This window comes from Amycolatopsis pigmentata (assembly GCF_042684065.1).
GTDB lineage: Bacteria > Actinomycetota > Actinomycetes > Mycobacteriales > Pseudonocardiaceae > Amycolatopsis_E > Amycolatopsis_E pigmentata.
This window is the reverse complement of record NZ_JBHUKR010000015.1, coordinates 176771-202552: the sequence shown is the minus strand read 5'-3', so window position 1 is coordinate 202552 and position 25782 is coordinate 176771. Positions and strand designations below refer to the sequence as shown.

The 25782-nt window shown below is 68.2% G+C and carries 23 protein-coding genes and 3 pseudogenes; 15 read left to right on the top strand and 11 right to left on the bottom strand.

Annotated features, from left to right (window positions below):
• Positions 1 to 57 precede the first annotated feature (57 nt).
• From ACFSXZ_RS26735 to ACFSXZ_RS26725, 3 genes are all read right to left on the bottom strand, one after another.
• The gene (locus tag ACFSXZ_RS26735) at positions 58 to 1404 is read right to left on the bottom strand and encodes an MFS transporter (protein WP_378267952.1); all 1347 of its coding nucleotides are present in this window, start codon (positions 1402 to 1404) and stop codon (positions 58 to 60) included.
• Between the two features lie 445 nt (positions 1405 to 1849).
• Entirely contained in the window at positions 1850 to 2290 is a 441-nt protein-coding gene (gene mscL, locus ACFSXZ_RS26730; protein WP_378267951.1) for a large-conductance mechanosensitive channel protein MscL, read from the bottom strand.
• A gap of 121 nt (positions 2291 to 2411) precedes the next feature.
• Positions 2412 to 3422 carry a BTAD domain-containing putative transcriptional regulator gene (locus ACFSXZ_RS26725; RefSeq protein ID WP_378267950.1) on the bottom strand — a complete coding sequence of 337 codons (1011 nt, stop codon included), beginning with the start codon at positions 3420 to 3422 and terminating at the stop codon, positions 2412 to 2414.
• A 249-nt stretch (positions 3423 to 3671) separates the two neighbouring features.
• Here ACFSXZ_RS26725 and ACFSXZ_RS26720 point away from each other — a divergent pair, with 249 nt between their 5' ends.
• Both ACFSXZ_RS26720 and ACFSXZ_RS26715 read left to right on the top strand, forming a co-directional pair.
• Positions 3672 to 3899 (top strand): mersacidin/lichenicidin family type 2 lantibiotic, encoded by a 228-nt coding sequence (locus tag ACFSXZ_RS26720; RefSeq protein WP_378267949.1) that lies wholly within the window; start codon positions 3672 to 3674, stop codon positions 3897 to 3899.
• A 111-nt stretch (positions 3900 to 4010) separates the two neighbouring features.
• Positions 4011 to 7280: a type 2 lanthipeptide synthetase LanM family protein gene (locus ACFSXZ_RS26715; RefSeq protein WP_378267948.1), complete on the top strand. Its 3270-nt coding sequence runs from the start codon at positions 4011 to 4013 to the stop codon at positions 7278 to 7280.
• Here ACFSXZ_RS26715 and ACFSXZ_RS26710 read toward each other — a convergent pair.
• Positions 7166 to 10777 (bottom strand): hydantoinase B/oxoprolinase family protein, encoded by a 3612-nt coding sequence (locus ACFSXZ_RS26710; RefSeq protein ID WP_378267947.1) that lies wholly within the window; start codon positions 10775 to 10777, stop codon positions 7166 to 7168. The two genes, ACFSXZ_RS26715 and ACFSXZ_RS26710, sit on opposite strands and share 115 nt — an antisense overlap.
• Before the next feature lie 76 nt (positions 10778 to 10853).
• Between ACFSXZ_RS26710 and ACFSXZ_RS26705 the strand changes: the two genes are divergently transcribed.
• Entirely contained in the window at positions 10854 to 11621 is a 768-nt protein-coding gene (locus ACFSXZ_RS26705) for an SGNH/GDSL hydrolase family protein (RefSeq protein WP_378267946.1), read from the top strand.
• Positions 11622 to 11645: 24 nt separating this feature from the next.
• Here the strand turns inward: ACFSXZ_RS26705 and ACFSXZ_RS26700 are convergent.
• The 3 genes and pseudogenes from ACFSXZ_RS26700 to ACFSXZ_RS26690 form a co-directional block, all read right to left on the bottom strand.
• Positions 11646 to 11774: pseudogene (locus tag ACFSXZ_RS26700) on the bottom strand (IS5/IS1182 family transposase); the annotation flags it as partial.
• Positions 11775 to 12015: 241 nt separating this feature from the next.
• A complete protein-coding gene (locus ACFSXZ_RS26695; protein WP_378267945.1) occupies positions 12016 to 12618 on the bottom strand; it encodes a hypothetical protein in 603 nt (200 codons plus the stop codon).
• 9 nt (positions 12619 to 12627) lie between these two features.
• Complete coding sequence (locus ACFSXZ_RS26690) at positions 12628 to 13659, bottom strand: alpha/beta hydrolase family protein (RefSeq protein ID WP_378267944.1); 1032 nt, start codon at positions 13657 to 13659, stop codon at positions 12628 to 12630.
• Between ACFSXZ_RS26690 and ACFSXZ_RS26685 the strand changes: the two genes are divergently transcribed.
• Together ACFSXZ_RS26685 and ACFSXZ_RS26680 are read left to right on the top strand one after the other, a co-directional pair.
• On the top strand, positions 13658 to 13804 hold the full coding sequence (locus ACFSXZ_RS26685) for a hypothetical protein (RefSeq protein WP_378267943.1): 147 nt from the start codon (positions 13658 to 13660) through the stop codon (positions 13802 to 13804). The two genes, ACFSXZ_RS26690 and ACFSXZ_RS26685, sit on opposite strands and share 2 nt — an antisense overlap.
• A gap of 292 nt (positions 13805 to 14096) precedes the next feature.
• The gene (locus ACFSXZ_RS26680; RefSeq protein WP_378267942.1) at positions 14097 to 14717 is read left to right on the top strand and encodes a helix-turn-helix domain-containing protein; all 621 of its coding nucleotides are present in this window, start codon (positions 14097 to 14099) and stop codon (positions 14715 to 14717) included.
• A gap of 116 nt (positions 14718 to 14833) precedes the next feature.
• Here ACFSXZ_RS26680 and ACFSXZ_RS26675 read toward each other — a convergent pair whose 3' ends face one another.
• Positions 14834 to 15259: a hypothetical protein gene (locus ACFSXZ_RS26675; RefSeq protein WP_378267941.1), complete on the bottom strand. Its 426-nt coding sequence runs from the start codon at positions 15257 to 15259 to the stop codon at positions 14834 to 14836.
• A gap of 54 nt (positions 15260 to 15313) precedes the next feature.
• Here ACFSXZ_RS26675 and ACFSXZ_RS26670 point away from each other — a divergent pair, with 54 nt between their 5' ends.
• Both ACFSXZ_RS26670 and ACFSXZ_RS26665 read left to right on the top strand, forming a co-directional pair.
• On the top strand, positions 15314 to 15583 hold the full coding sequence (locus tag ACFSXZ_RS26670; protein ID WP_378267940.1) for a type II toxin-antitoxin system Phd/YefM family antitoxin: 270 nt from the start codon (positions 15314 to 15316) through the stop codon (positions 15581 to 15583).
• Positions 15573 to 16034 carry a type II toxin-antitoxin system VapC family toxin gene (locus tag ACFSXZ_RS26665; RefSeq protein WP_378267939.1) on the top strand — a complete coding sequence of 154 codons (462 nt, stop codon included), beginning with the start codon at positions 15573 to 15575 and terminating at the stop codon, positions 16032 to 16034. Before ACFSXZ_RS26670 ends, ACFSXZ_RS26665 begins: the two co-directional genes overlap by 11 nt.
• A gap of 44 nt (positions 16035 to 16078) precedes the next feature.
• Here the strand turns inward: ACFSXZ_RS26665 and ACFSXZ_RS26660 are convergent.
• Both ACFSXZ_RS26660 and ACFSXZ_RS26655 read right to left on the bottom strand, forming a co-directional pair.
• Positions 16079 to 16277, bottom strand: a pseudogene (locus tag ACFSXZ_RS26660) (MBL fold metallo-hydrolase); the annotation flags it as partial.
• Positions 16278 to 16304: 27 nt separating this feature from the next.
• Positions 16305 to 16466 (bottom strand): annotated as a pseudogene (locus ACFSXZ_RS26655) (hypothetical protein); the annotation flags it as partial.
• A 161-nt stretch (positions 16467 to 16627) separates the two neighbouring features.
• Between ACFSXZ_RS26655 and ACFSXZ_RS26650 the strand changes: the two are divergent.
• From ACFSXZ_RS26650 to ACFSXZ_RS26640, 3 genes are all read left to right on the top strand, one after another.
• Entirely contained in the window at positions 16628 to 17515 is an 888-nt protein-coding gene (locus ACFSXZ_RS26650; RefSeq protein ID WP_378267938.1) for an isocitrate lyase/PEP mutase family protein, read from the top strand.
• A gap of 90 nt (positions 17516 to 17605) precedes the next feature.
• Positions 17606 to 17956, top strand: coding sequence for a YciI family protein (locus ACFSXZ_RS26645; protein ID WP_378268080.1), 351 nt, complete (start codon positions 17606 to 17608; stop codon positions 17954 to 17956).
• Between the two features lie 3 nt (positions 17957 to 17959).
• A complete protein-coding gene (locus ACFSXZ_RS26640) occupies positions 17960 to 19177 on the top strand; it encodes an RNA polymerase sigma factor (protein ID WP_378267937.1) in 1218 nt (405 codons plus the stop codon).
• A gap of 13 nt (positions 19178 to 19190) precedes the next feature.
• Here ACFSXZ_RS26640 and ACFSXZ_RS26635 read toward each other — a convergent pair whose 3' ends face one another.
• On the bottom strand, positions 19191 to 19805 hold the full coding sequence (locus ACFSXZ_RS26635) for a TetR/AcrR family transcriptional regulator (protein ID WP_378267936.1): 615 nt from the start codon (positions 19803 to 19805) through the stop codon (positions 19191 to 19193).
• A 98-nt stretch (positions 19806 to 19903) separates the two neighbouring features.
• Here ACFSXZ_RS26635 and ACFSXZ_RS26630 point away from each other — a divergent pair, with 98 nt between their 5' ends.
• From ACFSXZ_RS26630 to ACFSXZ_RS26610, 5 genes are all read left to right on the top strand, one after another.
• Positions 19904 to 21073: an alpha/beta hydrolase family protein gene (locus ACFSXZ_RS26630; RefSeq protein ID WP_378267935.1), complete on the top strand. Its 1170-nt coding sequence runs from the start codon at positions 19904 to 19906 to the stop codon at positions 21071 to 21073.
• A 111-nt stretch (positions 21074 to 21184) separates the two neighbouring features.
• Positions 21185 to 21496 carry a hypothetical protein gene (locus ACFSXZ_RS26625; protein ID WP_378267934.1) on the top strand — a complete coding sequence of 104 codons (312 nt, stop codon included), beginning with the start codon at positions 21185 to 21187 and terminating at the stop codon, positions 21494 to 21496.
• Positions 21489 to 23069, top strand: a complete 1581-nt coding sequence (locus ACFSXZ_RS26620) for an adenylate/guanylate cyclase domain-containing protein (RefSeq protein ID WP_378267933.1) — start codon at positions 21489 to 21491, stop codon at positions 23067 to 23069. The genes ACFSXZ_RS26625 and ACFSXZ_RS26620 overlap by 8 nt, the downstream gene beginning before the upstream one ends.
• A gap of 121 nt (positions 23070 to 23190) precedes the next feature.
• Complete coding sequence (locus ACFSXZ_RS26615) at positions 23191 to 24051, top strand: AurF N-oxygenase family protein (RefSeq protein ID WP_378268079.1); 861 nt, start codon at positions 23191 to 23193, stop codon at positions 24049 to 24051.
• A 4-nt stretch (positions 24052 to 24055) separates the two neighbouring features.
• Entirely contained in the window at positions 24056 to 25543 is a 1488-nt protein-coding gene (locus ACFSXZ_RS26610; RefSeq protein WP_378267932.1) for an FAD-dependent oxidoreductase, read from the top strand.
• Positions 25544 to 25782: the final 239 nt, after the last annotated feature.

Here is a 25782-nt window from a genome sequence, read left to right as displayed (position 1 = left end):
CGAGGAAGGTGGCTTTACTACGGATGAACCGTAGTAAAGCCACCTTCCTCGCAAACGTCAGGCGTTCGGCGCCGGGTCCGCGTCGGCGAGCGCATGCACGTCGGTGACCGCTCCGTGCGGCTCCTCCGTGAGGTCGGACTTATGGGTCTCCCGCAGCGCGAGGATGCTGATCACGGTCAGCAGACAGCAGGCGGCCATCACCGCGGAGATCACGCCGGTGCCCCCGCCGGCACCGGCGATGCTCGCGAAGACCACGGGCGCGACTCCGGCACCGATTCCGGCGATCTGGTAGCCCAGCGACGCACCGGTGTAGCGGGCTCGCGTGCCGAACAGTTCGGTGTAGAGCGGAGCCAGCGGTGCGTAGATCGCGGGATGCGTGATCGACTGGCCGAGCACGAGGGCCAGGGTGAGCAGCCCGACGGACTTGCTGTCGATCATCGGGAACAGCAGGAAACTCATCACGGCGGTGGCGATCGCCCCGCCAAGGACGACGGGACGCCGTCCGACCCGGTCGGACAGGGCCGCGTAGCCGATGACGGTGACGGCGGCGCCCGCCGAAGACAGGGTGAGCGCGTTGAGCACCGTCTGCCGCGGGAATCCCACATGGACGGCGTAGGACAGGCAATAGGTGGTCAGGGTGCCCTGTACCACGAAGGCCGCGAAGCCGACACCGATCGCGAGCAGCAGGTTCTTCGGGTACCGGCGCAGGACCTCGAACAGCGGCGGCGAGGCCGGCGCCCGGGTCGCGGCGAACACCGGCGTCTCGTCGACCTTCAACCGCACGAACAGCCCGATGGCCACCAGCACCACGCTGAGCAGGAACGGGATTCGCCAGCCCCAGGACAGGAACTGCGAATCGGTGGTCACCGACGTCATCAGGGTCAGGACCAGGGTCGAGACCACCATGCCGCTCGGCGCGCCGGAGCCGGTGAAACTGGCCCACAACCCGCGGCGGCTGGTGGCGTGCTCGGCGGACATGAGGACCGCCCCGCCCCATTCACCGCCGACCGCGATGCCCTGCAGCACGCGCAACACGATCAGCAGGATCGGTGCCCACACGCCGATCTGGGCATAGGTCGGCAGAACTCCGATCAGGGCACTGGCGACACCCATCAGGGTCATCGTGATCACGAGCATCCGCTTGCGGCCCAGCAGGTCGCCGTAGTGCCCGAAGATCACGCCACCGAGCGGACGCGCGAGGTAGCCGGTGGTGAAGGTGCCCAGGCTGGCGATCGTGCCGACGACGGGCGAAAGGCTCGAGAAGAAGACCTTGTTGAACACCACCGCCGCCGCGGTGGCGTAGAGGAGGAAGTCGTAGTACTCGATCACGCTGCCCAGAAAACTGGAGAGCACAGCCTTGCGGAGCTGTGTCGAAGAGCCGGGTGACCGGGGGGAATCTGCCATCGTGTGTCCTGCCTCGTCGCTGACCACCGGAAAGTGCTATGGCGTCCATCACACCGGACCAGGACATTAGGCACTTTCGTGATCGCGGTCAATACTCTGCCCGATGTTGGCAGGAGGCCGCGACCGATCTGTCACCGGTGTGAGCGGCGGCGCGGTCGACTACTCCAAAATGGTGCGCAAGGCGGTACCGCTCGGCTGATCTTGACGCCGACCTCGGCGAATGGTGTTACTGGTTCTCTTCGGCGTGGCTGACCGGTGTTTTCGGCGGGGGCAAGGAGTCGAGCCGCGCCGCGGCTGGAGGTTCAGGCTGCCGAGCCGAACGAGCGCCGGGCGTGCAGCATCGAGTCACCGATCCCGTCGGCGATATTGCTTGTCATGCTTGCGATACAAGAAAAGGCCCCAAAGAGCCTCACAGAGTTGCCACGGGCCGAGGCCGACGTGCGGGTCAGCGCTGGGTGGTTTCCGTCACGTCCTGGCGGTCGTTGGTGCGGACCGGCTGCTGTTGCTTGAGGAGGTCGCGGATTTCCTTGAGCAGTTCGATGTCGGTGGGCTCGGCGGGCCCCGGTTCTTCGCCACGGCGGCGGCGTTCCCGGAGTTTGTTCATCGGCATGATGAACAGGAAGTAGACGATCGCCGCGATGAGGACGAAGTTGATGACGGCGTTGATCGCGGTGCCGAGGTCGACGAAGGTGGATTCCTTTCCGGACAGGACGTGGAACCCGAAGCCCTGCGCCACCTGTGTGCCACCGAGCGCGTTGATGAACGGCTTGACGATGCCGTTGGTGAAGGCGGTGACGATCGCGGTGAAGGCGGTTCCGATCACGACCGCGACGGCGAGTTCGATGACGTTGCCGCGCGAGATGAAGTCCTTGAACCCCTTGAGCACGACGTCTCCTTCCCCGGGACTGCGGCGACGCCCGGCATCCTAGCTTCGTGAGCACCGGGATGGCAGTGCCGGGGCGGACCGAACGCCGGACAGCGCGCCGCCGGCGTCCACAGTGGACGGGTCAGGCGGGGCCGGACGCCGGACGGTAGCGCGGGCGCGTCCGGGCGGTGAGCGGCGCGGCGGGCGGGTCCTGGTTGTGTACACGCAGGTGAGCGGCGGTGAGTTCGGCACCAGGGCCGACCCCGAACTCGTCCGCGAGGCGGGCGCGGAAGGCGGTGTAGACGGTGAGGGCGGCGGCTTGGTCACCGATGGCGGCGAGCGCGAGCATCAGCCTGGCGTGCAGTCCTTCGTGCAGCGGCTCGTCCCGGGTGATCTTCCGGAGTTCTGTCGCCGCCTGCTCGGGGCGTCCCGTGGTGAGCGCGAGTTCGGCGTAGGACAGTGCCGCCGAGACCCGGCGGCCGGCCATCGCGATCGCGGCCGGGTGGCGGGCCAGCCGTGCGTTCGTGTCCTGTGCCGCCGGGCCACGCCAGCACCCCAGGGCCTCGCCGAAAAGCTCGCACGCCAGCGTCACGTTTCCGTCGTCGCGGGCGCGTCGCGCGCGACTGTCGCGATCATGGAAGCGATGGACGTCGAGGAGGGCGGGCTCGATGTCCAGCCGGTACCCGTGACCGGCTCGCACGAGATATCGCCGGGCGAGGAGGTCACGCAGCCGCTTGACGTAGGTGTTCACCAGCGCGGACGCCGAGGCGGGCGGGGCGCCGCCCCACAGGATGTCCACGATCTCTTCCCGCAGGACCACGGTCTCCGGTTGCAGCGCGAGCAACGCCAGCAGGCACCGCAGTTTCGGAGAGCCGAGATCGGCGTGGCCGGGACCGATCCCGACCGGGCCGAGCACCGCTATCGCCGGACCGGCGGCGGAGGGCGGGCGGGTGAACTCCGCTCCGTCGATTCCGATCGCGGCGGCGAGGGCGGAGACCGACCGTGGCTGCGGTGTCCGCACCCTGCCGTTTTCGATGTCCCGCAGTGCCCGCACGCTGATTCCGGCTTCGGCGGCCAGTCTTCGCTGGGTCAGACCGCGCCGGGCCCGGTGCGCGCGGACCGTCTGTCCCCAGTGGACAGTCGCGGGAGTCATGACGGGAATTCCACCTCCGCACGCCGGCATCCGTGGTCTTCCGAATTCTGCCGCTTCTGCCGCCGTCCGGCCAAGAACACGCCCGGGTGACGTCGGAAACACCGCAGGCCAGGCGGGACTTTTCGGCTCCGGAGCCGGAGTACAGCCGGAGTCCATCGTGCGGTCGCGGGAAGCCCGTAGCGTGGTTTTCCCGGCGAGACAAAGCTTTTCGAAATCGCCGACGGATTTCGTGACGATGAGGAGATGGCGATGAGCACTGATGTAATGGTCCGCGCGTGGAAAGAACCGCGCTTCCGGGAAGGACTGACCGGCGCGCAGCTCGCCACGCTGCCCGCGCACCCCTCCGGTGAGGGATTCGGCGAACTCGACGCCGTCGGCCTCAAGACCACGCCGGAAGCCGCGTTTGTCGCCTACAGCGGCGGAATGATCTGCACGCTCACCCTCGAGTGCCCGCTCGTGACCATGGTCTGCTGCTGACCCCGCATCCGAGGCCGTGGCCGGCCGAACGAAATACCCGGCCGGCCGGGCGCCGCGGGGGGTGCCCGGCCGGCCTTTCCCCGCCCGCCGGAAAGTGAGGGGTGATGTGGCGTGGACGCATGGCTGACCGAGGAGGACCGGCGCGCGTGGCGCCGGGCCGCGCTCCTGCCCGAGCGGCGCCCGCCCGAGGGCGTCGAGCCGGTCACGGAGCCGGTGGTCGAACGCTGGCGGGAGCGCATGTTCGTCGGCGAGGAGCTGTTCGGTTCCTGGCTGAACAGCCGGCGACTCGACCGCACCGCCTTCCGCCGCCTCCTCGCGGCCCCGGAGCCGGAGGTCGTCCCTGATCCGCCGCCGTGGCTTCCTCTGCTGTGCGAGGCCTATGCGGACCAGCAGCCACCTCCGGCTCCGGGCGCCGACGACCACCCGTTCGCGGGATTCGTGCGGCCACTCGTCCGGGCGGGGGCGGCCCGGCTGCGCAAACGTTTGGCGGACCAGGGGCTGCTCCCGGCGCTGACCGAACCGGTGGCGCGGCAGATGCGCGGCGCGCTGGCACGGCGTCTGCTCGGCCAGTGCACTCGCACGCTGGTGCTGGAGTTGAACGTGGCGCGCGTGCGCGGGCTTCTCCGGGGAGACGGCCCGCGCGAGCGTTTCCGGTACTTCCAGGAGCGTTTCCTCGACGACACGGCCGGGCGCCGCGCGCTCTTCCGTGAATATCCCGTGCTGGCGAGGATCATGGTCGATGCCGTCGGCCAATGGGTCGACGCCACGGAAGAGCTGCTGGTGAGAGTCGTCGCCGACCGTGCGCTCATCGCCCGGACGTTCTACGGCGGCGAACCGGTCGGGCCACTCGTCTCGGTGACGGCGGGCTGGGGCGACGCGCACCATCGAGGCCGCTCGGTGACGTGTGTGGAGTTCGGCGGTGGTCTGCGCCTGGTCTACAAGCCCGTCCCGCTCGCGGTCGACGCCGCGTTCGCGGACTTCGTGTCCTTCGTCAACCGGCTCGGCCCGCGCCACCCGCACCGCACCATTCAAGTGCTGAACCGGGGCGGCTACGGCTGGGTCGAACACATCGGCACCCGGGACTGCGACAGCCCGGCGGCGGTCGAGCGGTTCTACTGGCGGCAAGGCGGCTTCCTGGCCCTCTTCCATCTGCTCCGCGCGGTCGATTTCCACCAGGAGAACCTGATCGCGGCGGGGGAGTACCCGGTGCCGGTCGACCTGGAGACGTTGTTCCACAACGAGATTCCGGCACCGGAGCGCGGCGACGCCTACCACCGGGCACTCGGCGTGCTGGCCGGATCCGTGCTGGCGACCGGATTGCTGCCGATCCGCCTGTTCGGCGCCGACGGCCGGGCGGGCGTGGACCTGAGCGGCCTCGGCGGCGCGGGCGGGCAGACGATGCCACGGCCCGTGCCCGTGCTCAAGGAATCCTTCACCGACACGATGCACGTCGGCGGTGACCGGCCGACGATTCCGGAAGGCCGCAACCGGCCGCGCCTGGCCGGTGTTCCGGTCGCGGCGGGCGAACACGTCGAGGCCGTCATCGCCGGTTTCACCAGCACGTACGACCTGCTGGCGGCGAACCGCGAGGCGGTCGCCATGGCGCTGGAACCGTTCCGGGAGGTCCGCGTGCGGCACCTCGTCCGGCTGACCCGGCGCTATCTGCTGTTCATCCAGGAGGGGCATCACCCTGATCACCTTCGCGACGGACTGGACCGCGAGGCGCTGTTCGCCAAGCTATGGGCGGAAGCCGAGGCGATTCCCGCCCTCGCCCGCGTCGCCGAGTCGGAAATGGCCGACCTCCACACCGACGACGTTCCGATGTTCTCGGCCACCCCGGACCGCACTGACCTGCGCGACAGCAGGGGAGAGGTCATTTCCGGGTTCTTCGAACGCAGTGGCTGGGAGCTGGTGCACGAACGGCTCGCGCGGCTCGGCCCTGAAGATCGTGAGCGGCAGGTCGAGATCATCCGTGGTGCGTTGCTTCCCCCGCCCGAGACCAGGCTTCGACGGCCACGGGACACCGTTCCGGTGATGGACCGCTTGCCCGGCCATGACGAGTTCCTCGACGCGGCCGTGGAGATCGGGGAGAGCCTGGCCGCGACGGCGATCCGGGGCGATGAGGACGCGACGTGGATCGGCCCGCGGCTCGACGGTTCGCGCGATGACTGCTGGCAGTTGGCTCCGCTGGCCACCACGCTGTATGACGGAACGGCGGGCGTGGCGGTCTTCTTCGGTTGCCTCGCCCGAGCCACCGGCAGGGCCGACTTCGCCGATATCGCCACGGCCGCCGCGGTATCGGTGCGGCAGCATCTGCGCTACCAGGACCCGGGCGGGCGCCCCACCGGGATCGGCGCGTTCAACGGCCGGTCCGGCCTGGCGTACGCGCTGCACCAACTGGGGGGAATCGTCGGCGAGGAAACGGTGCGCAAGGAGATCCTCGCCGGGCTCGGACAGCTCCGGCGGCAGATCTCTCAGGACACCCAGCTCGACATCATCGGCGGTGCCGCGGGTTGCGCGGCGGTCCTGCTGAATCTTCACACCGCCCTCGGCGCGCCGGAACTTCTCGATGGGGCAAGGGAATGCGGTGAACACCTCCTGCACACCGCGCGTGAGGACGGTGACACACTCTGCTGGCGCGGCGCGTCATCAAGCCGTCCGCTCGCCGGATTTTCCCATGGCCAGGCGGGAATCATCTGGGCCCTGCTGCGAATCGCCGAAGCCACCGGCGAAAACCGGTTCACCGACGCGGCGCTTCGCGGTCTCCGGTACGAACGGCGGCTGTTCGTGCCGGCCGAGAAGAACTGGCAGGACCGGCGCGACAGTACCGGGGACACCGCGATCCGGACCGGGGGGCCGGTCCAGTGGTGCCACGGAGCGCCCGGTGTCGCCATCGGCCGGTTGCTCTGCCTCCGTGTGCTCCCTGGCGATCGCATCCGCGAGGAAGCGCTTACCGGTCTGGAAACCACGCTACGACAAGGGTTCACCGGCGCGAGTCACTGCCTGTGTCACGGCGACCTTGGCAACCTGGAGGTGCTCACGCTCGCCGCCGCGGTCACCGCTGAACCCGGACTGCGGGACCGGCGGGAACGTCTGGCGGCGCGGATCCTGGCCACCGGGCGGCAGAACGGCTGGCGCTGCGGGGTGGCACCCGGAATCCACGCGCCCGGCCTGATGACCGGCCTGGCGGGCATCGGCCTCGGCTTGCTGCGCGTATGGTCGCCCGAGACGATTCCGGCCACGCTGTGGCTCGAACTTCCCCAGCGTCACTCGACCCCGTATCCACCCCCTCCCGGGGTCAGGATCTCCAGGGTGTCCCCGGGTTCGAGGTCGGCGGAGTCGCAGCCGGCCAGTTCGACCACGGTGCCGTCGGCGCGCTGAATCCGGTTGCGGCCCAACGCTCCGGGTGACCCGCCGGACATTCCGTAGGGCGGGACGCGGCGGTGACCGGACAGGGTGCTCGCGGTCATCGGCTCGCGGAAGGTGATCCGGCGGACCGCCCCGTCGCCCCCGTGCCAGCGACCCGTTCCGCCGCTGCCGTGCCGGATCGAGAAATCCTCGACCAGCACGGGGTATCGCCATTCGAGGACTTCGGGATCGGTGAGCCGTGAATTGGTCATATGTGTCTGGACCACCGGCACACCGTCGAATCCGTCTCCCGCGCCCGACCCCGACGCGATCGTTTCGTAGTACTGGTGACGTGAATCGCCGAAGGTGACGTTGTTCATCGTGCCCGAGCCTTCCGCCTGCACACCGAGAGCCGCGAAGAGCGCGCCGGTGATCGCCTGCGAGGTTTCCACGTTCCCGGCCACCACCGCGGCGGGATATTCCGGCGCCAGCAGGCAGCCCTCCGGAATGATGATCTCCAGTGGGCGAAGGCAACCGTCGTTGAGCGGGATGTCGGCGGCGACCAGGGTCCGGAACACGTACAGCACGGCGGCGGTGGCCACCGATGACGGCGCGTTGAAGTTGGTGCCGAGCTGGGCCGAGGTGCCGGTGAAGTCGATCGTGGCATCGCGGGTTTCCCGGCGTGCGGTGATCTTCACCCGGATCACCGCGCCGGAGTCCATTTCGTACGCGTACTCGCCGTCCTCGAGCGTGCCGATGACCCGGCGCACCGCTTCTTCCGCGTTGTCCTGCACGTGCCGCATGTATCCCTGCACCATGTCGAGTCCGAAGTGGTCGATCATCTTGCCGACCTCCTCGACACCCTTGGCGTTGGCGGCGATCTGCGCGCGCAGATCGGCCAGGTTCGTTTCGGGATCACGCGAGGGATACGGCGACTCCGTCAGCAGGCGGCGCGTCTCGGTTTCCCGGAAACGGCCGTGTGAAGCCAGGAGCCAGTTGTCGAACAGCACGCCTTCCTCGTGGACCTCCCGGCTCGTGGCCGGCATCGAACCGGGGGTGATACCGCCGACCTCGGCGTGGTGGCCCCGTGAAGCGACGTAGAACAGGATCTCTTCGCCCGCCTCGTCGAACACCGGCGTGATCACCGTGATGTCCGGCAGGTGTGTGCCGCCGTGGTAGGGGTCGTTCACCGCGTAGACGTGACCGCGTTCGATGTCCTTGCCGCGACGGCGGATCACTTCCTTGACGCTGGTGCCCATCGACCCGAGGTGCACCGGGATGTGGGGCGCGTTGGCGACCAGGTTGCCGTCCGGATCGAACAGGGCGCACGAGAAGTCCAGCCGCTCGCGGATGTTGACCGACTGGGCGGTGGCCGCCAGCCGTGTGCCCATCTGTTCGGCGATGGACATGAACAGGTTGTTGAAGATTTCCAGCAACACCGGATCGGCTTCCGCTTCGGCGGCGGAATCGGGCACGCCGTTTCCGGTCTGCTCGTCGACCCGCTCGACGAGCAGATGCCCGGCTCGCGTCACGCCGGCTCGCCAGCCCTCGTCGACCACCGTGGTGGCGTTCGCTTCGGCGATGATCGCCGGGCCGGTGACGCTGTCCCCGGCCACCATCCGTTCCCTTTGGTAGAGCGGAGCTTCCCGCCAGGTGCCGCCGCTGTGGAGGCATACGGTGTCGAGCGGACCGGCCGTGCCGGTGGTGCCGGCTCGTTCGCCCAGCGCGGAGAGATCAGGCTGGTCGGACAGGCCGGTCGCCTCCACCGTGACCGCTTCGACGATCAACGGACGATCCATCAGGAACGAATACGTTCTGCGGTAGTTGTTTTCGAATTCCGAGACCATTTGCGCGCGTTCGGTCAACTCGACCGGGACGAGCGTGTCGGTTCCGTCGTAGCGGAGCTGGACTCGCCGGGTGACGCGGATGCGGTCGGAGGGGATACCCTCCTCGCGGAGTTCGGCTTTCGCGGCGTCTTCCAGCGTGGCCGCGACCTCGCGCAACCGGTCCAGCACGGCGGGTTCGAGCCGGGCGACGACGGACTGTTCGCGGATCTCCGTGGTGTCGGCCAGCCCGATGCCGAGCGCGGAAAGCACACCGGCCATCGGCGGGACGAGGACGGTGCGGATACCGAGCGAATCGGCGACCGCGCAGGCGTGCTGCCCGCCCGCGCCACCGAACGTGGTGAGCACATAGCGGCTGACGTCGTGTCCTTTTTGGATGGAGATCTTCTTGACCGCGTTGGCCATGTTCGCCACCGCGATCCGGAGGTAACCCTCGGCGACCTGCTCGGGCGACCGGTCGTCACCGGTGCGATCGCGGATTTCGCTTGCCAGCTCGGCGAAACGGCGCCGCACGATCTCGTGGTCGAGCGGCCGGTCGCCGTCGGGGCCGAACACGGCTGGGAAGTGCGCGGGCTGGATGCGGCCGAGCATCACGTTCGCGTCGGTGACGGTCAGGGGTCCTCCATTGCGATAGCACGCGGGGCCGGGGCTGGCGCCCGCCGAGTCCGGGCCGACCCGGTAACGACTGCCGTCGAAGTGCAGGATCGACCCGCCCCCGGCGGCGACCGTGGTGATGTCCAGCATCGGGGCACGCAGCCGGACGCCCGCGATCCGGGTGATCAGCACCCGCTCGTACTCGCCCGCGTAGTGCGACACGTCGGTCGAGGTGCCGCCCATGTCGAAGCCGATCACGCGATCGAACCCGGCCAGTTCCGACAGGCGCACCATTCCCACGATTCCGCCCGCCGGGCCGGAAAGGATCGCGTCCTTGCCCCGGAAGTGCCGTGCCTCGGCCAATCCGCCGTTCGACTGCATGAACATCAGCCGAACGCCTTCCAGCTGTTCGGCCACCTGGCCTACATAACGGCGCAGCACGGGGGAGAGGTAGGCGTCGACGACCGTGGTGTCGCCCCGCGGAATGAGTTTCATCAACGGGCTGACCTCGGACGACAAAGAAATCTGCGGGAAACCGGTTTCCCGGGCCAGTTCGCCGATCCGCCGTTCGTGCGCCGGGTGGAGGTGGCTGTGCAGACAGGCCACGGCGACCGCGCGGAACCCGTCGTCACGAGCCCGGCGCAACTCCCCGATCAGCGGCTCCTCCGCGAGCGGGCGCAGGGTTTCACCCTCGGCGGTGATCCGTTCGCCGACCTCGATCACCCGGTCGTAGAGCAGTTCGGGGAGCACGATGTGCCGGTCGAAGATGCGCGGGCGGTTCTGGTAGGCGATCCGCAGCGCGTCGCCGAAGCCCTTGGTGATCACCAGGACGGTCGGCTCGCCCTTGCGTTCCAGCAACGCGTTGGTGGCCACGGTGGTGCCCATGCGGACCGCTTCGATTTCCCCGGCGGGCACCGGATCGCCGGGGCCGAGTTCGAGCAGCGCGCGCACCCCCGCGACCGCGGCGTCGGCGTAGCGTCCCGGGTTCTCCGACAGCAACTTGTGCGTCACCAGACGGCCACCCGGAGTGCGCGCCACGATGTCGGTGAACGTTCCGCCGCGGTCCACCCAGAATTGCCATGATCCGGCCATACCCGAAGTATCCTCCGCCCCGGACGTAACGGCCGCTCCCTCACACACGAGGTATGAGCGACGAGAAGGAGATTCCATGACCTTGCGCGCGAGAATCGCCGCTTTCCTTGCCATGGCCTGCGTTGCCGTACTGCTGTTCGCGAATCCGGCTTCGGCCGCGACGCCGCAGAGCACCTGGTGCGCCAAGCACGCCAACCTCGCCATTCTGGGCGCGAGCTCCGAGACCGGCTACGGCACCACCGGCTACCCGAGTGGCGCGGAGACCTTCCAGCGCACCGTCTACGGCTGGGTGACGCGGTTCAGCGACAGCCTGCACTCGCAGTGGGGCACCAACATCCAGAACTACAGCCACAACGGCGCGCTGGCCGCGGACTACCTTCCCGGCGGCCGCTGGAGCATCACCACCGGCGCGGTCGCGGACATCACCACCGTGCAGCCCGACCTGGTGCTGATCAACCTGGGCGGCAACGAGTTGTGGAGCCAGGCCGACCCCGCGACCTTCAAGACCAACCTCGGCACCCTGGTCGACAAGATCCGTGCTGCTCGCCCCGGCGTCGACATCCTCATGGGCATCTACGCCGAGCTGAACTGGCAACCGAACCAGTACGGCGGGAACACGCAGAACTACACCTGGTCGCAGTACGGGGCGGCGATCTATGACACCGCGGTGGCGAAGGGGACCGCGCTCATCGACCTGCGGCAGTACGTCCCGCCGGCCGCTTCGACCAACCAGCCGAACCCGTCACCGTGGACTTCCGACGGCGTGCACCTCAACGACGCGGGCAACCTCGCCGAGTACGGCGGATGGTGGGGCTGGGTCTCCTCGCTCGCCTCCATCTGCTGAGAGATTCAGGGCTTACCGATCGTTTCAGAATGCGGTTCGGAGGCGGCGCGGACATATGGGGCTGCAGGCCAGTTGGAGCAGGCCCTGGTGGAGGTCGGCGCGTCGCTCGTGGCGGGTGCGGAGTCGTTTGAACTGATGCAGCCAGGCGAGGCTGATCCCTTGGAGTGGACACCCTGACAATGGATCTTGATGGTCCAGGGAGGGATGTCCAGGTGGGACGCCAGTCTCCGTACCCGGAGGAGTTCCGGAGGGACGCCGGAGAGGTGCTTACGGCGCCCCGGGCGCTCACGCCGAAAGCACCTTTCCCACAAGCGTGTTCGCATCATGCACGCTCAATGATCACAGGCGAGCACTCACCGTCACAGTCTCGCACCGCCTCACTGTGTGGGGCCGGTCAGGCGGCCGGCACGGTGCCGGGCTGGTCATGCACGTTTGCTACCGCGTTGATCTGATCTGTGCCCGCCTGGGTGAGGAAGACCCACGTCCCGTAGACGCCCCACATCAGGCCGAGCAGCGAACTCGCGGCGTAGAAGCCCATTCCGTTGGTGGAGCCGACGGTGGCGAACAGTCCGGCGGCGGCGATACCTGCCGCGAACACGACGAGCGCGACGACGAGGATGGGCCGCGCATGCTGGGACGTGCCACGGCGGGCAGCGTAGTCGAGCACCGAGAGCAGACTTGCGCTTGCCGCTGCGGCGACCAACAACTCGACCCCGAGTGCCCAGGTCGGCTGCGGCAGGGTGACCAGCGATGCGGTGACTGTGGTGGTCAGGAACAGGGAGACGGTTTGCGCGGCGCGGTTGCGGTATTCCTGGGAGGTGGCGACGACGTCGAAGCGGAAGGCGACAACGATGAAGGTGAGGCCGGTGAGGCCGGCGGCGCTTCCGCCGACGGTCGCGGCGAACGTGGTCCACATGGCGGTTGCTCCTGTGCGATCCGTGCTGGGGTGGAAGGTCTCGGTGCGATGAAGTGCGGCGGCCGTCGCGCCGCCGCCCACCTCGCGAAACTACCTCGTTTCGACCATGGCCATCGGGTCTTCACCGTTCTCCAGAGCATTCACCGCGTTCTTCCAGGACGGGTCGCCCGAGTAGAGCTGGCCGCGCAAGTAGGCCCACACGAGAGCCCGCAGAGTCGCCACGCGCTCGGGATTTTCGTCGCTCGTCTCTGCCGCGTCATATCCGGATATGCCACCGAAGATGTGACCAGCGCCGTACATGGTCACCATGGTTTTGTTGCCGCCGGGGCTGGCCGAGTAAGCGTCAGCACGGTAGCTGAGCCGATTGGAGAAGTTGGGGTTGAGGTCCTGATCGCCCACGATGATCAGGCCGGTGCCTGTCATCTGCTCGAAGTCGGTGTAATACAGCACCGGGTAGTTCGTCTTGGCCCACTCGGCGAAGTGCTCGTCGTTGCCGATGCCCGGAGCTCCGATGAGCACCCCCGCCTTGACACGAGAGTCGGAGAGGTCCTTCGGCCGGTCGTCCTCCGGGTCCAGCATCCGGGCTCCGAGGAGGAGCGAGACGGTGTTGCCGCCCATGGAGTGTCCTACGGCACCGACACGGTCCCTGTCGATCCGCCGTTCGGCAAGACCAGGGACGGCGGCCTCGATGTCGTCGAGGCGGTCGAGGATGTTGTGCATGTCGGTGGCGCGGTCACGCCAGAACAGGGGCGCGTCCTTGAGGTCGGTGTCGCGCAGACCGAGGGCCGTCGAGTCCAGGTGGGTCGGCTGGATGACCGCGAACCCGTGGGCGGCGAAGAAGTTCGCCAGCGGCCCGTAGCCGTTGTAGGAGGACAGGAAGTTCGCCAGCCCGTGCCCGTGGGACAGGAGGATGAGCGGCAGGTCGGTGCCGGTCGCGGGGATCGACACCTTGACCTCCAGCGGCACGGGCCGGCCGGGAACGTCGAGGGTGACCGGATGGTAGGTGAGGACGGGTTGCGACGCGTTGACCGGGATGTTGGCGGCGTCGCTGTACGGCTTGCTCATCGGAGCCCTTTCGAGATCGGTGTTGACATAGCGCCTGTCGTAACTGGCGGTAGGCATGGAATCGGCGGTCGTGGCCGCGAGCCTGATGGGCCAGGGATGGCCACCCGGCACCTGGGTCGGTGTGGACGGCGATCTCCGCGGCGGTGCACAGATCTCGTCAGGTGTTCGTCCCGCGGTCTTGCGGCAAGGGGAAGACGACTGACTCAACCATCGACTGTCATGCCTCCCTAACTCGACGGATGCACTTGTCTTGCCGGGAACTGTAGGATCAACCGAACAAACCGAACTAGGGCGAAAGTGACATGACCGAGTCCGCAATCGATGGGCGTCACAGAAGAGCACGGTTCGGAGTCGAGAGCCTGGTTGTGCGCGTTGCCGATGGTGACTTCCCGACCGTTGTGAACAGTGGGTACGCGGTCAAGATCACGCATGGCGGCTCTGCACCCCCTTTTCAGTACCTCGGGCGAACCCAGGGTCCCCCTGTTCCTGGCGCGGTGACGGTGATCGAGCCCCATGAGGTCGTGAGCTGCCTCGATCGGGACAAAGCCGCCGCTGACGGCCAAGCCATTGTGCAACTGATGTTCATTGACGCCGATCTCATGCCAGTCGGCCCAGGCCGGCCGCGCTTTCATGAGGTGACCTATCCAGACCGCAGCCTCTTCAACGGCATTGCTGCGCTGCACAGGGGTCTGGCGCACGGCGAGGACGAGTTGGATCTCGAGTCGTCGCTGATCCGCTTGCTGACCGTCCTGCTCGCCAGGCATGCGGATGCTCCCGGCGCAGCGAGTCCGGCACTTCGTCCTCGAGCGCTGCGTCAAGTACGGGAGATGCTGCACAGCCAACTGAACTCCAACATCAAGCTCGACGACCTCGCGGCAGTCGCCGGTTGCAGCAAACGCCACTTGATCAGGAGTTTCCGGCAGGCTTACGGGGTTCCACCGCACCATTACCGGACCCTGTTGCGCTTGGCACGCGCCAAGTCCATGCTGGCAGCGGGACGATCCGTGGCAGAGACCGCCGCCGAGCTTGGTTACTGTGACCAGAGCCAGCTCAATCGGCACTTCCGGCGGGCGTTCGGCATGAGTGCAGGTGGCTATGCCAGGAGCGTGCGGTAGACCTGCGATGTCTTGGCTCAACTGCCACCTTGCCGGCCCTCATGGGAAAACGCTGGCCGGTGGGCCGGGTCACGTCCGCTGGAGTGGTGTATCGACGGCCACTCGGTGACCGGGTCTCACAGCCCCGCGCACTGACCGGCCCGGACGCCGCGCACCCTGTTGGGGCGCCCGTCGTTGCCCGGCGGCGGGGTGTTCCCCCCGCACACCAGGTTGCCGCCGATGTCGTTGGTCTCCAGTTCGGTCGCCGGCGCGTTCTCCGGCGGCACGAGGGTCGTGGTGGTGTTCCCGAACACCGTGAGACCGCCCGCGATCCGGTTACCGCTCACCTCGACGAACCCGATGGTGCCCGTGATGGACACCGGCCCGGCGATCGTGGTGCCGGAGCAGCCGGGAGCGCCGTCGTCGCCCGCGTCACCGATGACGATGACGCCGGTCATCCCGGTCACCGTGACCGGGCCGAACACGCCGCTTCCGCACATCAGCAGACCGGTTCCGCCGTTCGCCACGACCGCCCCGAAGGTCTCGCACCGCTGCCGCTCCAAGCGGCACGAAGTTCACCGAGTGCCACACCGTAGCACCGCTGGTAGCATCACGCTATGAGCCTCCAGCCTGAGATTACTCAGCGTGACTTGCGCAGCCGGTCCCGGGAGATCATGGATGCTGTCGAGCATGGGCAGTCTTTCACGGTCACGCGAGACGGTCACGGGATCGGAGAGTTGATCCCGCTGCGCCGGCGACCCCGGTTCGTCTCTCGGCAGCAGTTTGCGGCCATGTCGCGCAACACGCCCAGTGTCGATCTCGAGGCCTTCCGTGCCGATCAGGACGCCGCGGTCGATCACGAGGCGATCAGCCAGTATGACCGGTGAGCGCTACGTACAGGGCTTGCTTGACACTAACGTCGTGATTCTTCGTCAATGGGTGGATCCGGCGGAGCTGCCCGATGAGATGGCGATCAGTGCGATTACTCTCGCCGAGTTGTCCGCCGGTCTGCACGAGGTTCGGGGTGGACAGGAACAGACCGTGTACGACGAACACGCGGAACGTGCCAGGCGACTTGAGATCCTGCAACGTGTGGAGAACGAGTTCGATCCGATCCCCTTCGATGCCGAAGCCGCTCGTATTTACGGCCGTGTGACGGCCGCTGTCATCGGTGCCGGCCGGAAGCCTCGGCGTCGTATTGCCGACTTGATGATCGCTTCAATCGCCATCGCCGAGGGTTTGCCGTTGTTCACAACGAACCCGAAGGACTTCACCGGTCTCGACGCTTTGCTGACGTTCGTACCCGTCAATCGCCCCATGGTGTCGCATGAAAGTTGACCGAGGCCCAGAAATCGCGATTTGCCGACCGATTGCCGTTGGGATCACCAGCCGCGTTCGCGCCATTCCCTGAGCTTCGGCCGCTCCGCGCCCAGCGTGGAATCGTCGCCGTGCCCCGGGTAGAACCGCGTGTCGTCCGGCAGGACGTCGAAGATTCGCTCGGGAGACGTCATTGAGTAACGACGTGAAATCCTCCGGATTGGTGGTCCGCCCTATTCCCCCCGGAAACACCGGCGCGCCGGTGACACCGATGCCGAGTTGGCCCTGGGCGTTGTCCCCCCTCGACCACACCTGCCCGGCTGAGTCCAGCGCGACGCTGAAGCGGTTGCCGCCCGCCAGCGCGGTCACCGTCGTGCCGGGCGGCAGGAGAGTCCGCACCGGCAGTGGACGCTCGACATCGGTGCCGCCGAGACGACCGGACTGCAGCGACATCGGCATCGAGAGTGACGGTGTGAAGACGGTCCGGAGGAAGATCGCCCGATCGGGAGGGCCACTCGTGCCGGGGTCGGGCCTCGACCGCACGCGCGGGGTTTCGGGGCAAGTGATAAGGGAAAGTGGACCACAGGTTGTCCGAAGAGGAGTGAGGAGTCCGCGTGGCGGATCTGCTCGCGCCGCGCCCCTCCGGCCCGGCGCGTTTGCGTGAATTGCTGGCCGGGCCTGGCCCGGTGGTGGCGCCGGGCGCTTACGACGCGCTCAGCGCGCGGATGGTCGAAGCGGCCGGGTTTCCCGCGGTCTACCTGACCGGTTTCGGCACCACCGCTTCGCTGCTCGGCCGTCCCGACGTCGGGCTGCTCACGATGACGGAAATGGTGGACGCGGCGCGGCGGATGGTGTCGGCGGTGGCCGTGCCGGTGATCGCGGACGCGGACACCGGTTACGGAAACGCGCTCAACGTCATCCGGACCGTGCAGGAGTACGAAGCGGCCGGGGTGGCCGGGCTGCACCTGGAAGACCAGGTCTCGCCGAAGCGGTGCGGGCACTTCGAGGGAAAGGAGGTCATCGAGGCCGAGTCCATGATGGACAAGGTCGGCGCGGCCGTCGCGGCCCGGCGTGACCCGGATTTCCTCCTGATCGCCCGCACCGACGCGCGTGCCGTGGAAGGGCTGGACGCGGCCATCGAGCGGGCGCGCGGTTACCACGAGGCGGGCGCCGATGTGCTGTTCGTGGAGGCGCTGCGGTCCGAGTCGGAGATCGAGACGGTGGCAACCGCGCTCGGTGACGTCCCCTTGTTGTTCAACTGGGCCGAAGGCGGCCGGACTCCGCCGTTGAGCCTGGACCGGATCACCGAACTGGGCTTCCGCGTGGTGATCTTCCCGGTGTCCACGCTGCTCGCGGCGACCGAGGGAATGCGCCGCGCGCTCGACGACCTTCGGCGCGACGGCACACCCGTCCCGGAAAACCGGCCGGGTCTGGCCGAGTTCGCCCAAGAGGTCGGCATCGCCGAGATCGACGACATCGCGGCGAGGTTCGGTCGCGGTTGACGAGAAGATTTTCCGGGCCGGGTGTCGATCCGGGCGCATGCTGTTCGTGTGGAGGGTGAGAAACCGGTCGACACCGAGGAGGAACACCCCATGAAGCAGTACCTGTTGAGCATGTACCAGCCCGACGGCGAACCGCCCCGGCCGGAGGTCCTCGAGCCCATCATGCGAGACCTCGAAAACCTGCGGACCGAGATGAAGGCCGCCGGGGCCTGGGTGTTTTCCGGCGGCCTCCACTCGGCGGGCAGCGCCACAGTGTTGCGGGCCAAGGACGCCGAGGTGCTGATGACCGACGGGCCTTACCTCGAGGGCAAGGAGCATCTGGGCGGCTTCACGATCGTCCGAGCGCCGGACCTCGACGCCGCGCTCGAATGGGGCCGCAAGATGGCGCTGGCGGTGCGCCTGCTCCCGGTCGAGGTCCGGCCGTTCCAGGGAGAAGTCTGATCCGTGGCGGTTCCGGCCGCGGAAATCGAGCGCGTGTTCCGGGAGGAGTACGGGCGAGCGGTGGCTGTCCTGGCCCGCTCCTGCGGCGATATCGACCTCGCCGAGGAAGCGGTCCAGGACGCCTTCACCACGGCTTTGCGGCGGTGGACCGATCTCCCGCCGAGTCCGGCGGGGTGGATCATCACCACCGCCCGCAACCGGATGATCGACCGGCTGCGCCGGGAGAGCATCCGGGCGGACCGGCAGACCGAGTCGGCGGCGCTGAATGCCTACGACGAACCGGCGGAAGAAGGGCCCGTGCGCGACGACCGGTTACGCCTGATCTTCACCTGCTGCCACCCCGCGCTCGCTCCGGCCGCACGGGTCGCGCTGACGCTGCGCCTGCTGGGCGGCCTCGGCACGGCGGAAATCGCTCGCGCCTTCCTGGTCCCGGAATCGACCATGGCCCAGCGCATCGTCCGTGCCAAGGCCAAGATCCGCGACGCGCGGATTCCTTACCGGGTCCCCGCGGAAGCCGACCTGCCCGACCGGCTCCGCGCCGTGCTCGCGGTGGTCTACCTCATCTTCAACGAAGGTTATCTGCCCGGTTCGGGGACGACGTTGGTGCGGGAAGACCTGTGCGGGGAAGCGATCCGGCTCGGCAGGCTCCTCGCCGAACTGATGCCGGACGAGCCGGAGGTGCTGGGGCTTCTGGCTTTGATGCTGCTGACCCATTCCCGCCACCGCGCCCGTGTCACCCCGCACGGGGACCTCGTGCCGCTGGCCGAGCAGGATCGCGATCTTTGGGACCGTGACCTGATTGCGGAGGGCCAGGCCCTGGTGCGGCGGTGCCTGCGGCGTGACCAGCCGGGTCCGTACCAGATCCAGGCGGCGATCAACGCCGTCCATTCCGACGCGCCCAGTGCGGCGGCCACGGACTGGCGTCAGATCGTGTGTCTGTACGACCAGCTCTTCGCGATCAGTCCGACGCCGGTGGTGGCCCTGAACCGGGCCGTCGCTGTGGCTGAGGTGGAGGGCGCCGAGAAGGCGCTTTCCGTAGTGGACGATCTCGATGACCTTGGTGGCTACCACACGTTTCACGTCGTTCGTGCGGATTTCCTCCGGCGTCTGGGCCGGGACGCCGAAGCCGCGGCGGCCTACGAAACCGCCATCTCCCTCGCCGGAAACGAGTCCGAACGGACGTTCCTCCAACGCCGCCGTGCGGAGCTGGCCGGTGACTAGGTGACCTGGCCGGTCAGCGGACGACGGCCTTCAGCGCCGCCTCGATCGCGGTGGCCAGCGTTTCCAGATACTCGTCGTCGCTGCGCCCATGGGTGACCAGCATGCGGAAGGCGAGCGGTGCGATCAGCAGATCGACACCGAGTTCGAGATCCAGCCCAGGCTGGAGTTCGCCACGGTCGATCGCGCCCTGCAGTATCGCGCGTGCCGCCGCCCGCCGCGGTGCGGCGACCCCGGTGTCGAGGATCTCCGCCAGAGCGTCGTCGCGGCCGGCCTCGGCGAGCAGTCCGGCCCCGATCCGGGTCAGGAGCGGGTGGGCCAGCTGGCCACGGAAGAGGGCGAACAGTTCGCGCAGATCGGTGCGGAGGGCGCCGGTGGCCGGCGTGGGCGGAAGCGTGCCGGTGACCTTGTCACGGATCAACTCGGTGAGCATCGCCTGCTTCGAGGGCCAGCGCCGGTAAAGCGCGGCCTTGCCGACACCGGCGCGCCGGGCGACCGCCTCCATCGATATCCGCGCGTACCCGGCCTCGGCGAGTTCGGTGAAGGCCGCCTCGGTGATCGCCTCGGTCACTTGCCGCCGCAGGGCTGCCCCGCCGGTCACGGGCCGGCCCTCCTCTTGCTTCGTCGCCACGCGGCCGAGCTTAGCGAACGGAACGGTCTCGTTCCCCGTGCTATCGTCGACATGGAACGGAACCGTTCCGTTCCATAAAGGTTGGAGGGAGTCCCACGATGAAGTTCCTCTTCGACGACGAGTCCTTCTCCTTCGAGGCGCTGCGCTCCGCGGGCTACATCGCCTACGGCGGCGCAGACCTCGGCGAAGTCCTGGTCACCTGCCGGCAGATCCCGGAAGGGGACGAGGATGCATGGTCGGCTCAGTGGGCGGCGACCGCCGCACGCGTCGAGCGTGCGGGCCGGGAGGCGCTGGCAGCCGGTCACCGGGTCAGCGCTCGGGAGGCGCTTCTGCGCGCGTCCAACTACTACCGGACCGCCGACTTCTACCGTCGCGAGAATCCCGCCGCCGATGCCGAGTCTGCGCGGCTCGCCAAGGCGTCCCAGCAAACGTTCGCCGACGCGGCCGCCTTACTCGACACGCCGGCCCGCGCGTTGCGTATCCCGTACGAGGACACCACGCTGCCTGGCTACCTGTTCCTCGTCGACGATTCGGGCGCTCCGCGCCCGACCGTCCTTTTCCACGGCGGGTACGACTCCACGCTGGAGGAGGACTACCTGGCGGTGGCCGCGGGCGCGCTGCGGCGCGGCTACAACGTGATCACCTTCGACGGCCCCGGCCAGGGCGGCACCGTCCGCGAGCAGGGCCTGCACTTCCGGCCGGACTGGGAGGCCGTGGTCACTCCGGCGGTCGACTTCGCGCTCGGCCTGCCCGAGGTGGACGGCGGACGGCTCGCGCTGATGGGCATGAGTCTTGGCGGCTACCTGGCCGCGAGGGCGGCCGCCTTCGAACACCGCGTCGCCGCGTGCGTGCTGTTCGACGGCGTGTACGACCTCCACGAAGTCTTGGCCGCGATCGCCGATCGCGCCGCTTCGACGCCCGGTGGTCCGGAAGCGCTGATGGCGCAGAACACGCAGGCGCGCTGGGTGGTTCGCAATGGCCGGTGGACCTTCGGCGTGTCCGGCCTCGACGAGTTGGTCAAGGCCGGCGAGGCCTACACCATGGCGGGTATCGCCGACCGCATCACCTGCCCGACGCTTGTGCTCGACGCCGAGAACGACCAGTTCTTCGCCGGACAACCGCAGCGCGTGTTCGACGAGCTGACCTGCGAGAAGGAGCTGATCTTGTTCCGTGAAGACGAAGGTGGGGGCGAGCACTGCCACGAGGGGGCGATGTTCCTGTTCCACCAGCGCACCTTCGACTGGCTCGACACGGTATTCGCCAGCTGAGTGCGTCCCGGCCTGCGCGACCGGGTAGGGCGTTGCCCGTCACGCTGACGTCTCCTAGACTGTTACCGAAAGTAGCAGTTACTTGTAGTCGCACCTAGGAAGGAGTGGGGCATGCCCCTTCCGTCGCTGCTGGCCGGGCCGATCGAGGTCCTTCGAACCCAGACCGGTGAGCTCTTCGATCGTGCTCGCGCCGAAGCCATGGACCGAGTCGCACAGCTGGCGGGTCGTGGCGCCGATCGGGTCGATGGGGTCGGCCAGGCCCTTGCCGACGAGACGGTGACCGCCACCGAGCAGTTGACGGCCGCCGCCGATCGCGTCGCCGGGGAGGTCGCCGGAACGATAGGACGGTGGAGCACCGCATTGGGGGACCGCATGGTGCGCCTGGGCGAGGACCTGGCGCACCGCGACCCCGGGCATGAGTGACCGCTCCGCCAATCCGTTCGGGTCACGGCTGCTGGGGTCGGCCGACCAGCCCACGCCGATCCTGCGGATACGAGTCCAGGTGTTGCTCACCGTCCTGCTGATGGTGACCAACGTGGTCGGCGCGGCCGTCGTGTTCGCCTTGCTGGTGCTCGTCATTCCCGGCCCTCGCCCGGCGGCGCTCACGCTGACCGCGGTCACCGTCGCCGGTCCGGCCTATGTGGTGTTCGGGCTCGTGCTGGGTGGATGGTGGGGCACACGGCGGGCATTACGGGCCCTGCGCTGGGCCTTGGCCGAGCGGGTGCCGAGCGCGGCGGAGCGCGCCGAAGCGTTGCGTGTTCCGCGCGAGCTGACGGTCGTGCAGGCGGTGCTGTGGGCCGGCGGGGTACTGGTGGCCGCGGTCCTTCTGGGCGTGGTGCAGCCGTCCCTGCTGGTCACGGTGCCCGCCACGATCGGGTTGACCGGTGTGGTGGTGTGCGCGAACGCCTATCTGCTGGGCCAGTTCGTGCTGCGGCCGGTGGCGGCGCGTGCGCTGGCCGACGACCTGCCGGACCGCCGGCCGGGCGGGGTCGGGACGCGGATGCTGGTGTTCTGGTGCCTGGGCACCGGGGTTCCGACCGCTGGGCTGATCGGTTTCGCGCTGCTGGTGTTGTCGCGGGGCGGGGTGACGGCGGACCGGTTGGCGGTCACGGTGGTCGTGCTCGGTGGCGTGGTGCTGGTTTTCGGTTCGCTGGTCACCGTTTTCACGGTGCGGGCGATCGTGCCGCCGCTCGGTTCGGTGCGCGACGCCATGGCCCAGGTGCGTCAAGGCGAATGGGACGTGGAAGTCCCGGTGTACGACGCCACCGAACTGGGCCTGTTGCAGGCCGGTTTCAACCGCATGGCCCGCGGTCTGCGGGAACGGGAACGGATCCGCGACCTGTTCGGCCGGCACGTCGGGCAGGAGGTCGCCGCCGCGGCGCTGGACACCGGACTGGGCGAGGTCACGCTCGGCGGCACGGTATGCGAGGTGTCGGTGCTGTTCGTCGATCTCGTCGGGTCGACCGCGTTGGCCGCGACCCGGCCGCCGACCGAAGTGGTGAGTCTGCTCAACCGGTTCTTCGCGTTGATCGTGGACGAGATCGACACCCGCGGCGGCCTGGTGAACAAGTTCGTCGGTGACGCCGTCCTGGCTGTCTTCGGTGCTCCCGTGCCCCTGCCCGACCATGCGACCCGGGCGCTGGCCGCCGCACGGGCGATCGCGCGGCGGCTGCCCGGTGAGATCCCCGATGCCGTCGCGGGTGTGGGAGTGGCCGGCGGGCGGGTGGTCGCCGGCAACGTGGGGGAGCGCCGGCGATTCGAGTACACGGTGATCGGCGATCCGGTCAACGAGGCCGCGCGCCTGACCGAATTGGCCAAGACCGAACCGCACCATGTGGTCGCGTCCCTGTCCGCGCTCCGGCTGGCCGGGGCACAGGAAGCGGCTCTGTGGAAGGAATCCCGCACAGTGACCCTGCGCGGACGTGCCGAAGCCACCACCATCGCCGTTCCCCGCGCACCGGCTCCGGCCGTGGACCAGTCCCCGGTGGCCGGCTGACGGTTTATCTGTTACTCTCATTTACAGTTACTTGTGGTAACAGGACTGGGCTCTGGAGGATGTCGTGGACCAGACGAACGCGCCAGGCGGAACGGAATCCGGGCCGGGCGGCCGTGGCACGATCACCCGGCGGCTGCTGGACTCGGCGGAAACCTTGTCCTACGACCCGGTCCAGGAGGTCGACTGGGACACCCCGCTCGACACGGACCATCACGGGGCAAGCCCGGAGTGGAGCACCCTCTACGGCACGCCCTACTGGGCGGAGATGACCCCGGAACAGCAGCGGGAACTGACGCGGCAGGAAGCCGCATCGGTGGCCAGCACCGGGATCTGGTTCGAGATGATCCTGCAACAGTTGATGTTGCGGGACTTCTACGGCAAGGACCAGACCGACCCCGCGTTCCAGTGGGCGCTGACCGAAATCGCCGACGAATGCCGCCATTCCATCATGTTCGCCCGTGGGGCGGCCAAACTCCGCGCACCGGCCTATCGCCCTCGCCGGCTGGTGCTCGAACTGGGCCGGTTGTTCAAGACCATCGCCTACGGCGAATCCGCTTATGCCGCCATCCTCGTGGCCGAGGAAGTCCTGGACGTGATGCAACGGGACTGGATGCGCGATGAGCGGGTGGCGCCCTTCGTCCGCACCATCAACAACATTCACGTCGTCGAGGAGTCCCGGCACATGAAGTTCGCGCGAGCGGAGACCAAGCGGCGATTGGCGGCCAGCGGCCGGTTACGCCGGCGGATCTCCGCACTGGGGACCTCGATCGCGGCGTATTTCATCATCGACAGCATGGTGTCCCCGAGCGTGTACGCCAACGCGGGCCTGGACGTGCGGCGGGCGGTACGGGAGGCGAAGGCGAACGAGCACCACAAGTCGATGCTGCGATCGAGTTGTGCGGGGCTGATGGAGTTCCTGGCCTCGGCGGGGCTGCTCACCCGGGAAGCGACGTGGTTCTACCGACGCGCGAATCTGGTCTGAACCAGTGGCCTACTCGATCACGCAGACCTGTTGTGCCGACGCGTCCTGCGTCTCGGTCTGTCCGGTCAACTGCATCCATCCCACGCCGGACGAGCCGGACTTCGGCACCACGGACATGCTCTACATCGATCCGTCGACGTGCATCGACTGCGGTGCCTGCACCGACGCCTGTCCCGTCGACGCGATTTTCCCGGCTGACGAGCTGACCGGCCCGTTGCGGATTTACCCGGAAATCAACGCCGGCTTCTTCGACGGAAAGGACGGGGGATCCGGTGACCCCGCTCCGAACTTCCACGAGTGGGGTCCCCCGGTCTTCTCGCGCGTGATTCCCAGCGACCTTCCGGCGCTGAAGGTCGCGGTGGTCGGCACCGGTCCGGCCGGGATGTATGCGGTGCGCGATCTGTTGCTGCACACCGATTTCCGGGTCACCTTGATCGACCGGCTGCCGGTTCCCGGCGGCCTGGTCCGTTACGGCGTGGCGCCCGATCATCCCGCGACCAAGAAGATCGGGGAGACCTTCGCGCGTTTTCACGCCCATCCCCGCGTCCGCCTGCGGCTCGGGCTCCAGGTGGGACGCGATGTCACCACAGCCGATCTCGCCGCCCAGCACGACGCGGTGATCTATGCCGTGGGCGCGTCGGCCGACCGTCGTCTCGGCATCCCCGGTGAGGACCTGCCGGGCAGTACCTCGGCGACAAGCGTCGTGGCGTGGTACAACGGCCATCCCGAGGCCACGGCCGAGACCATCGATCTCTCGGGTGAGCGGTTGGCCGTCGTGGGCAACGGCAATGTCGCCCTGGACGTGGCACGGGTTCTGCTCAGTGACCCCGATGCGCTGGCGAGCACCTCGATCTCGCCGGATGCCTTGAGCCGCTTGCGATCCAGCCGTCTCCGGGAGATCGTCATGCTGGCCCGGCGAGGCCCGGAAGACGCCGCCTGCACGCCGTCGGAGCTGCGTGCGCTCATTCAGCACGAGGACATCGAACTCGTTGTCGACGCGGATTCATGGCCGGTTGATACCGCGTTCGCGAGCGAGCAAGGGAAATTGTTGCGGAGCCTTCGTCGAGAGCGCGTCGACTATGCCGGATCTCCCCGGTCCGATCGGCGTCGGATCGTGCTGCGGTTCAATTCGGCGCCGACGCGAGTAGTCGGGGACGACCGGGTACGAGGAGTCCGCGTCACCGGCGATGGCGGCGAGGTCGAAATCAGCACGGGGGGTGTTGTGCGGGCGATCGGTTATCGCGGGCGCCCGGTTCCCGGGCTGCCCTTCGACGAGCACACGGGCACCGTTCCGAACACCGGCGGCCGGGTCGACGGAGTGCCGGGCGCGTACGTCGTCGGCTGGATCAAGCGAGGGCCGTCCGGCGGTATCGGTGCGAATCGGAGGTGCGCCGAGGAGACCGTCGGCGCGCTGCTCGACGACATCGCCTCGGGAGTGTTCACCCACGGTGGGGCTTCGTGTTTTCGCCGTAAAAGCTTCCTTGGTCGCTGATCTCAGCCGTCAGTCTGCGGTCGATCAGGCGGTCGTGGCGGACCCAGCATGAACGCATGAACCTCGGTATCCCCGAGCAGACAGAACCGGAGCTGCCCGCGGAGTAGGCGTCAACCACGCCCCTGCGGCGGCCGATGCCTCCGTCGCACCGTCCTTGGCGCAGCGCGTCACTGTCGCTGTCCACGGTGTAGTGGGCGGGCGCTGACCGGTTGACGACGGTCCGGCGCCTGCCCGCGCAC